Annotated in this window: 1 protein-coding gene; it reads right to left on the bottom strand. The window is 70.7% G+C overall.

The genetic code is table 11. The annotated features are described in order from the left end of the window. Positions 1-9,857 (bottom strand): SDR family NAD(P)-dependent oxidoreductase (locus ABT061_RS47950; RefSeq protein WP_350930393.1); only part of this gene is annotated, 9,857 nt, incomplete at its 3' end. Positions 9,858-9,875 lie beyond the last annotated feature (18 nt).

Genomic DNA, 9,875 nt, shown 5'->3' with positions numbered 1-9,875 from the left:
CGCACCGACACCATCGCCCCACCGGCAGGGAGCGCCTGCATCAACCGCGCCCGACCCGCCACCAACGCACACGCATCCTTCAGGGACAACACCCCGGCCACATGGGCAGCGGTGATCTCCCCGATCGAATGCCCGGCCAGCACATCCGGCCGCACTCCCCACGAGGACACCAGCCGGAACAGCGCCGTCTCCACCGCGAACAGAGCCGGCTGCGCCCACCCCGTCAGATCCAGCAACCCCTCCTCAGCCGTACCCGGCTCGGCGAACAACACCTCCCGCAGCGAACGACCCACCCGCTCGACCGACCCACCATCCAGTTGCCCGGCCGACTCCAGCAGCGGGTCCAGCTCAGCGATCACCTCGTCCAACGCCTGCGCGAACACCGGGAACCGGTCATACAGCCCCCGGCCCATCCCCACCCGCTGGCTCCCCTGACCGGTGAACAAGAACGCCAGCTTGGCCACTCCCCGCGCCGAACCGGTCACCACACCGGCGGCCGGCGCACCCTCGGCCACCGCGACCAGAGCCCGCACCAACTCCGCACGCTCAGCACCCACCACCACCGCCCGATACTCGAACGCCGACCGAGCCGTCGCCAGCGACACCCCCACCTCGGCCAACCCCAGACCAGGCGAACCCTCCACATGCGACAGCAACCGGGCCGCCTGCGCCCGCAACGCCACCTCACTCCGCCCCGACACCACCCACGCCACGGCCCCGGACTCGGCGACCTCAACCTCGGCCGCCGCGACGTCCTCCACCCCGGGAGGCTGCTCAATGATCACGTGCGCATTGGTGCCGCTGATCCCGAACGACGACACCGCAGCCCGACGCGGACGGCTCGTCTCCGGCCACTCCATCGGCTCGGTCAGCAACTCCACCGCACCCGAGGCCCAGTCCACATGCGAGGACGGCGCATCCACATGCAACGTGCGCGGCACCACACCCTCGCGCATCGCCATGACCATCTTGATCACACCCGCCACACCGGCGGCCGCCTGGGTGTGCCCGATGTTCGACTTGATCGACCCCAGCAGCACCGGCCGATCCTCCGGCCGCTCCTGCCCATACGTCGCCAGCAGGGCCTGGGCCTCGATCGGGTCACCCAGCGTCGTCCCGGTGCCGTGCGCCTCCACCGCGTCCACCTCGGCCGGCGACAACCCCGCACCGGCCAGCGCCTGACGGATCACCCGCTGCTGCGACGGCCCATTCGGCGCGGTCAACCCGTTGGACGCGCCGTCCTGGTTCACCGCCGAACCCCGCAACACCGCCAGCACCTGATGACCGTTGCGGCGCGCGTCCGACAACCGCTCCAGCACCAGCACACCCACACCCTCCGACCAGCCCACCCCATCGGCCGACTCGGAGAAGGACCTGCACCGGCCGTCCACCGACAGACCACGCTGCCGGGCGAACCCGATGAAGGTGTTCGGCGTCGACATCACCGTCGCCCCACCCGCCAACGCCAGCGAACAATCCCCCGACCGCAGCGCCTGCGCCGCCAGATGCACCGCCACCAGCGACGACGAACACGCCGTGTCCACCGTCACCGCCGGCCCCTCCAACCCCAGCGTGTACGACACCCGGCCCGAGGCCACACTCGGCGCGGTCCCGGTACTTTCGTAGCCCTCGACGGCATCGCGCTGAGCGATCCCCTCATCGGCCGTGGCCTGGTGCACCCGGCCGGCGGCGTTGCCCAGAACCAGGCCGTAGTCGTTGTACATCAACCCGGTGAACACCCCGGTCCGGCTACCCCGCAACGACCCCGGCTCGATCCCGGCCCGCTCCACCGCCTCCCACGACACCTCCAGCAACAACCGCTGCTGCGGATCAACCGCCAACGCCTCACGCGGCGAGATCCCGAAGAACCCCGGATCGAACTCATCGGCATCATGCAAGAACCCACCATGACGCGTATACGACGTCCCCACCCGACCGGGATCCGGATCGTAGATACCCTCCAGATCCCACCCCCGATTCGTCGGGAAACCGGTGATCGCATCGGTCTCCTCGATCACCAGACGCCACAGATCCTCCGGAGAGGACACCCCACCCGGATAACGGCACGCCATCCCCACGATCACGACCGGATCATCGGCCACCGAACGCACCACCGGCGAGAGCACACCCGCATCGGCCCGCTCACCCAGCAACTCACCCAGCAGGAAATCCGCCAGACCAACCGGAGTCGGATAGTCGAACACCAACGTCGCCGGCAACCGCAACCCCGTCGCCGCGTTCAGCCGGTTACGCAACTCCACCGCGGTGAGACTGTCAAGGCCCAGGTCACGGAACTCCCGCCGCACCTCCACCGCATCGGGCGACGCATGCCCCAGCACCATCGCCGCCTGCGCGCGCACCAGCTCCAGCACGAACCGAACCCGATCGGCCTCACCCATCCCGGCCAGCCGCCCACCCAGTGCCCCGTCACCCGCCGGCACCAACGCCGAGGCCGCCGACCGGCGGACCCCCCGCACCAACCCCCGCAGCAGACGCGGCACCTCACCACCCGCCCGCACCACCGCCGACGCATCCAACCGCGCCGCCACCACCACCGCAGGACCCACCGCAGCAGCCGCGTCGAACAACGCCAGCCCCTGCTCGACCGTCAAGGCCGAAATCCCCGCCCGCTCAATCCGCCGCATATCCGCCTGACCCAGCGTGCCCGTCATCCCCGCGTCCTGCGCCCAAGCACCCCACGCAACCGACACCCCGGCCAGGCCCAGCGCACGCCGATGCTCGGCCAGCGCATCCAAAAACGTGTTCGCCGCCGCGTAGTTGCCCTGCCCCGGCCCACCGAACGTCCCGGCCACCGATGAAAACAGCACGAACCCCGCCAGATCCATGTCCTGGGTCAGCTCATGCAGATGCCACGCCGCATCCACCTTCGGCCGCAGCACGGTGTCCAGCCGCTCCTTCGACAGCAACGCGATCGTCCCGTCATCCAGCACACCCGCCGCATGAACCACCGCGGTGAGCGGATGCTCGGCCGGGACCCGCGCCAGCAACGCCGCCACCTGCTCCCGATCCGCCACATCACACGCCACGACCGCGACCTCGACCCCATGCGCGATCAGCTCGGCCTGCAACTCCACCGCACCCGGAGCCTCCAACCCCCGGCGGCCGGCCAAAAGCAGGTGCCGCACCCCGTGCTCGGCCACCACATGCCGAGCCAGCTCCGCACCCAGACCACCGGTGCCACCGGTGATCAGCACCGTGCCGTCCGGGTCCCACCGCCGCGGCATGGTCAGCACGATCTTGCCGGTGTGCCGGGCCTGGCTCATGAACCGGAACGCCTCCCGGCCCCGCTGCACATCCCACGCCGTGAACGGCAACGGCCGCAACTCACCCGAGGCGAACAGCCCCATCAACTCGCCCAGCATCTGCTCCAGCCGCTCGGGGCCGGCATCCCCCAGGTCGAACCACCGGTAGGTCAGCTCCTCCGGGAACTGTTCCTGGTCGCGGATGTCCAGCTTGCCGATCTCTATGAACCGGCCTCCTGGGGCCAGCAGCCGCGCCGAGGCGTCGATGAACTCACCCGTCAGCGAGTTCAGCACCACATCGATCCCCCGCTCCCCGCACACCTGCCGGAAGCACTCCTCGAACTCCAGATCGCGGGAGGAGGCGATGTGATCCTCGGGAATGCCCAGCGAACGCAGCACCTCCCACTTGGCCGGGCTGGCTGTGGCGAACACCTCCACCCCAAGCCGCTGAGCCAGCTGGATCGCCGCCATCCCCACACCACCGGCACCCGCGTGCACCAGCAGCGACTCGCCCGCCCGCAGAGCGGCCAGGTCCATCAGCCCGTAATAGGCCGTCAGGAACGCCACCGGGATCGTCGCCGCCTGCTCGAAAGAGCAGTGATCGGGAATTTTGGCCACGGCTGTAGCGTCGGTGATCACCACCGGGCCGAAGGCGCCCTCGGCCAGACCCGTCACCCGATCCCCGGGGCGCAGGCTCTCCACCCCGGGGCCGACCTCCAGCACCACCCCGGCGGCCTCGCCGCCCATCAGGCCGACCTTGTCCTGCCACCAGCCCAGCGCGTTCAACCCGTCCAGCAGGTCGCGGAAGTTCACGCCCGCCGCACGCACCGCCACCCGCACCTGACCGTCCCCCAACGCCTCGGCCGCCTCCGGGAACGACAGCAGTTCCAGCGCGTCCAGGCTGCCCTTGGCCCGGCTGCCCAGCCGCCACGGCACCCCACCGCCCGGAGGCAGCAACCCCGCCCCCGAACTCAGCGACGCCAGCCGAGCCACCCGCACCTCGCCGTGGCGCACCACCGCCTGCGGCTCGCCCGAGGACATGAGCGCGGGCAACACCGCCGGCAACACCGACAGCGAGGACTCCTGCCCGTCCACATCCACCAGCACGAACCGGCCTGGATTCTCCGACTGCGCCGACCTCACCAGCCCCCACACCGCGGCAGCCACCGGATCGGGGGACTCCCCCTCACCGGTCGCCACCGCACCGCATGTCGTCAACACCAGGCAGGAGTCGCGGTACCGCTCATCGGCCAGCCACCCCTGCAACAAGCCCAGCACGCCGGCGGTGACCTCATGCGCCGACTCCACCACGTCCACGGCTCCGCACGCCGCCGTGGCCACCTCGGCCAGCACCACAGCCGGCACCGGACCCGCCTCAGCCAACGCCGACAGATCCCGATGAACCGCGACCGACCGTCCGGCCGCATCCCACACATCCGTGAGCCCCAGCGTGTCAGGCTCAAGCACCGCGCACCCGACCGCTGCCGCCGCCGTCGGATCGGTCACCGGCAGATCGGGCAGCACGGTCCACTCCAGCCGGAACAGCGCGTCCCGATCCACCCCGCGGCCGCCGTCGGCGGCAGCCAGCAGGTCGCGCGAGATCGGCCGCAACACCAGGGAGCGCACCGACAACACCGGTTCCCCCGCGGTGTCCACCGCCGTCAGCGACACCGCCTCGTCGCCCGTCTTGACCAGCCGAACCCGCAGCGCCGACGCCCCGGACGCGTGCAGGCACACCTCACCCCAGAAGAACGGCAACCGGCCACCCTCGACCTGCTCCAGGTCTATGAACGCCAGGGCGTGCAGCACCGCGTCCAGCAACGCCGGATGCACCCTGAACGCGCCCGCGCTCGAGGCCGCCTGTTCGGGAAGGACGACCTCGGCGAAGATCCCCTCCTCACCCCGCCATGCCGCCCGCAGCCCCTGGAACACCGGACCATAGTCGAAGCCACCCGCAGCCAACCCCTCATACAACCCGTCCAGCTCGATCGCGGTCGCCGCAGCCGGCGGCCACACACTCGCGTCGAACATCTCGGCCATCCGGCCACTGCCCACCAGCACACCGGTCGCATGCTGTATCCACGGCTGACCATCCGGGGCGTCGGCAGCACGGGCATACACGTTCACCGTCCGGCGGCCCGACTCCTGGGGCGCCCCCACCGACACCTGCACCACGACCGCTTCCCGCTCGTTCAGCACCAGCGGCGTAATCAGGGTCAGCTCCTCCACCATGTCACAGCCGACCTGGTCACCCGCCCGGATCGCCAGCTCCAGGAATCCGGTACCCGGGAAAATCACCGTTCCGGCCACCATGTGATCGGCCAGCCATGGATGTGATCGCAGGGACAACCGCCCGCTCAGCACCACCCCATCCGAGTCGGCCAGACCCACCGCCGCACCCAGCAGCGGGTGATACGTCGCGGCCAGACCCACCTCCGCCACATTCCCCATACCGGCGCCGGTGTTCTCGGGCCAGTACCGCCGATGCTCGAAGGCGTACGTGGGCAGTTCAACCCGGTGCCCGCCCGGCAGCACCGCACGCCAGTCGACCGGCACCCCGTGCACGTGCAACTCGGCCAGCGCCGACATCACCGTGCTCTGCTCATCCCGGTCCCTGCGCAACACCGGCACCAGCACGGTGGCCGACTCGTGCACGTTGGCGTCCGAGCCGGCGAGCGTGGCAAGGGTGTCCTGGGCCATCGCGCTCAGCACCCCATCGGGGCCCAGCTCCAGATACGCCCGCACGCCCAGACCGTGCAACGCATGGACGCCGTCGGCGAAGCGGACCGCGCCCCGCACCTGGTCGACCCAGTAGCCCGGCGAGCACAACCGCTCAGCCGTCGCCTGCTCCCCGGTCAGGGTGGACACCACCGGGATGCGCGGCGAGTTGTAGGTGAGCGTCCCGGCGATCGCGTGGAAGTCCTCCAGCATCGGCTCCATCAACGGCGAATGGAACGCGTGCGACACCCGCAACCGCCGCGTCTTGACCCCCCGCTGCTCCAGGGCGGCCGCCACCTCAAGCACCAGCGCCTCAACCCCGGAGATCACGACCGAGGCCGGACCGTTGACGGCGGCGACCGACACCTCGTCCTCATGCCCGGCCAGCAGTGCGGCGACCTCCTCCTCGGGCGCCACCACCGCCACCATCGCCCCACCGGCAGGAAGCGCCTGCATCAACCGCGCCCGCGCCGCCACCAACACGCACGCATCGCTCAGCGACAACACCCCGGCCACATGCGCCGCCGCGATCTCCCCAATCGAGTGCCCCGCCAGCACGTCCGGCCGGACCCCCCACGAGGACACCAGCCGGAACAGCGCCGTCTCCACCGCGAACAGGGCCGGCTGCGCCCACCCCGTCCGATCCAGCGCCTCCGCCTCAACCGACCCCGGCTCGGCGAACAACACCTCCCGCAACGACCCACCCGACTGCCCGTCGAGCAGCGGGTCCAGCTCGGCGATCACCTCGTCCAACGCCCCCGCGAACACCGGGAACCGGTCATACAACTCCCGGCCCATCCCCACCCGCTGGCTCCCCTGACCGGTGAACAACACCGCCAGCCTCGGCTCCACCGCCGCCACCCCGCGCACCACACCCGCACCGGCGCGGTCCTCGGCGAGCGCGCCCAAACCGGCCAGTACACCCTCACGGTCGCTCGCCAGCACCACCGCCCGATGCTCGAACGCCGACCGCGTCGTGGCCAGCGAGAACGCCACATCGGCCAAGGCCGGCTCATCGTGACCCTCCACGTGCGCGGCCAGCCGCCCGGCCTGTGCCCGCAGCGCCCCAGCCGTACGGCCCGACACCACCACCGGCAGCACATCCGCACCCGCGGCCGGATCCTCGTCCGGCGCCACCGTTCCGGCCTCGATCCACGGAGCCGCCGACCCCTGCTCGAGGATCAGGTGGGCGTTGGTGCCGCTGATGCCGAAGGAGGACACACCGGCCCGGCGCGGGTGGTCGGTTTGCGGCCACCCGGCCGGCTCGGCCAGCAGCTCGACCGCACCCTCGCTCCAGTCCACGTGCGAGGACGGCGCGTCCACGTGCAGCGTCTTGGGCAGGACCCCATGCCGCATGGCCATGACCATCTTGATCACACCCGCCACACCGGCGGCCGCCTGCGTGTGACCGATGTTGGACTTGATCGCCCCCAGCAGCAACGGCCGATTCTCAGGACGGTCCTTGCCATAGGTCGCCAGCAACGCCTGCGCCTCGATCGGGTCACCCAGCCGGGTGCCCGTGCCGTGCGCCTCCACCGCATCAACCTCGGCCGGCGACAACCCGGCACCCGCCAGCGCCTGACGGATCACCCGCTGCTGCGACGGACCATTCGGCGCCGCCAAACCGTTCGACGCCCCGTCCTGGTTCACCGCCGACCCACGCACGATCGCCAGCACCTGGTGCCCGTTACGCCGCGCGTCCGACAACCGCTCCAGCACCAGCACGCCCACACCCTCGCCCCAGCTGGTGCCGTCCGCGGTGTCGGAGAACGCCTTACACCGCCCATCAGGCGACAGCCCACGCTGTGCGCTGAACTCGATGAACCCAAACGGGGTGGTCATCACCGAGACACCGCCGGCCAGAGCCAGCGAGCACTCACCCGACCGCAGTGCCTGCGCCGCCATATGCAACGCCACCAGCGACGACGAACACGCCGTATCCACGGTCACCGCCGGGCCCTCCAACCCCAGCGTGTAAGACAAACGCCCCGACAACACACTGGCCGCCATACCGGTAATGGCGTGACCTTCCACATCCGCCCGGGCGTTCACGGTGAGGCTCGCGTAGTCCTGACCGTTGGTGCCCACGAACACCCCGGTCGGACTGCCCTTCAGCGAAACCGGCTCGATCCCGGCCCGCTCGACCGCCTCCCACGACACCTCCAGCAGCAGCCGCTGCTGCGGATCCATCGCCAGAGCCTCACGCGGCGAGATCCCGAAGAATCCCGCATCGAACTCATCGGCGTCATGCAGGAACCCGCCGTGCCGGGTGTACGACGTCCCCACCCGGCCGGGATCCGGATCATAGATGCCATCCAGATCCCACCCCCGATTCGTCGGGAAACCGGTGATCGCGTCGGTCTCCTCGATCACCAGCCGCCACAGATCCGCCGGAGAGGCCACCCCGCCCGGATAGCGGCACGCCATCCCCACGATCACGACCGGGTCGTCCGTCACCGAATGCACCACCAGCAGATCCGCGACCTGCTCGGAGTCCACCGAGCCGAACAACTCCCCGTATAGGAATTCGGCCACGCTGAGGGAGGTCGGGTAGTCGAAGACCAGCGTCGCAGGCAGCGACAGCCCCGTCACCGCGGCCAGCTGGTTGCGCAACTCCACCGCGGCCAGCGAATCCAGCCCCATCGTGCTGAAGGCCCGACCGGGGTCCACCGCATCGCCTGATGTATGGCCCAGCACCACCGCCACGTGCCGCCGTACCAGCTCATCCAGCACCCGCCGGCGTTCCCCCGACTCCAGGGCTGCCAGACGCCGCCGCAGCCCGCCCTCTTCGCCACCGCCGGCGACCGCACGAACCACCCGCCTCGCCACCGGCACCAACCCCCGCAACAACGCCGGCACCTGATCGCCGCGGCCCCGCAGCACTTCCACGTCCACGCGCAGCGGCACCGTCATCGCCGCATCCGTCCGCACACTCAGATCGAACAGCCGTACTCCCTCAGCCGTGGACAACGCCGGCAGCCCCAGCCGGGCAAGACGGGCCCGGTTGGCGTCGGACAACTCGGCACCCATCCCGGTGGCCATATCCAACAGCCCGTACGCCAGCGACGTCGCCACCAACCCGTGCGACCGCCGATAGGCCGCCAGCGCGTCCAAGAACACGTTGGCCGCCACATAGTTGCCCTGACCCGCCGCCAACACCAGGCCACTGGCCGACGACACCAGCACGAACATCGCCAACGGCAGATCCCGGGTCAGCTCGTGCAGGTGCCAGGCCGCATCCGCCTTGGGACGCAGCACGGCGTCCAGCCGCTCCGGCGACAGCGACGCGATCGTCCCGTCGTCCAGCACACCCGCCGCATGAACCACCGCGGTCAATGGATGCTCGGCTGGGACCTGCGCCAGCAACTCCGCCACCTGACCCCGATCCCCCACATCACACGCGGCGATCGTGACCTCGGCCCCGTGCGCGATCAGCTCCGCCTGCAACTCCAGCGCACCCGGAGCGCCCGGCCCTCGCCGGCTGGTCAGCAGCAGATGCCGCACCCCATGCTCAGCCACCAAATGCCGCGCCAGCAACGCCCCGAACCCGCCCGTGCCGCCGGTCACCAGCACCGTCCCCGCCGCCAACCCGACGGAGCCGCCGTACTGCTCGGCAGAGCCCACGTCCGGCTCCGCGTCCGAGCCGCCGTGCTGCTCGGCAGAGCCCAGAACGGGCCGCTCAGGCTGGGCCATCCTGACCAGCCGGGGCACCAGGAACACCCCCGACCGCACCGCCAGCTCCGGCTCGCCGCAGGCCACCGCCACACCCACCGCCGCGTCCCGTTCCCGGCCCTCCTCCAGATCCAGCAGCACGAACCGTCCCGGATGCTCGGCCTGCGCCGCCCGCACCAACCCCCACACCGGCGCAACCGCCACATCCACATCCACGTCGGC

Source organism: Streptosporangium sp. NPDC002544, from assembly GCF_040295965.1.
Lineage (GTDB): Bacteria > Actinomycetota > Actinomycetes > Streptosporangiales > Streptosporangiaceae > Streptosporangium.
This window is presented reverse-complemented; position numbering and strand designations above follow the sequence as displayed.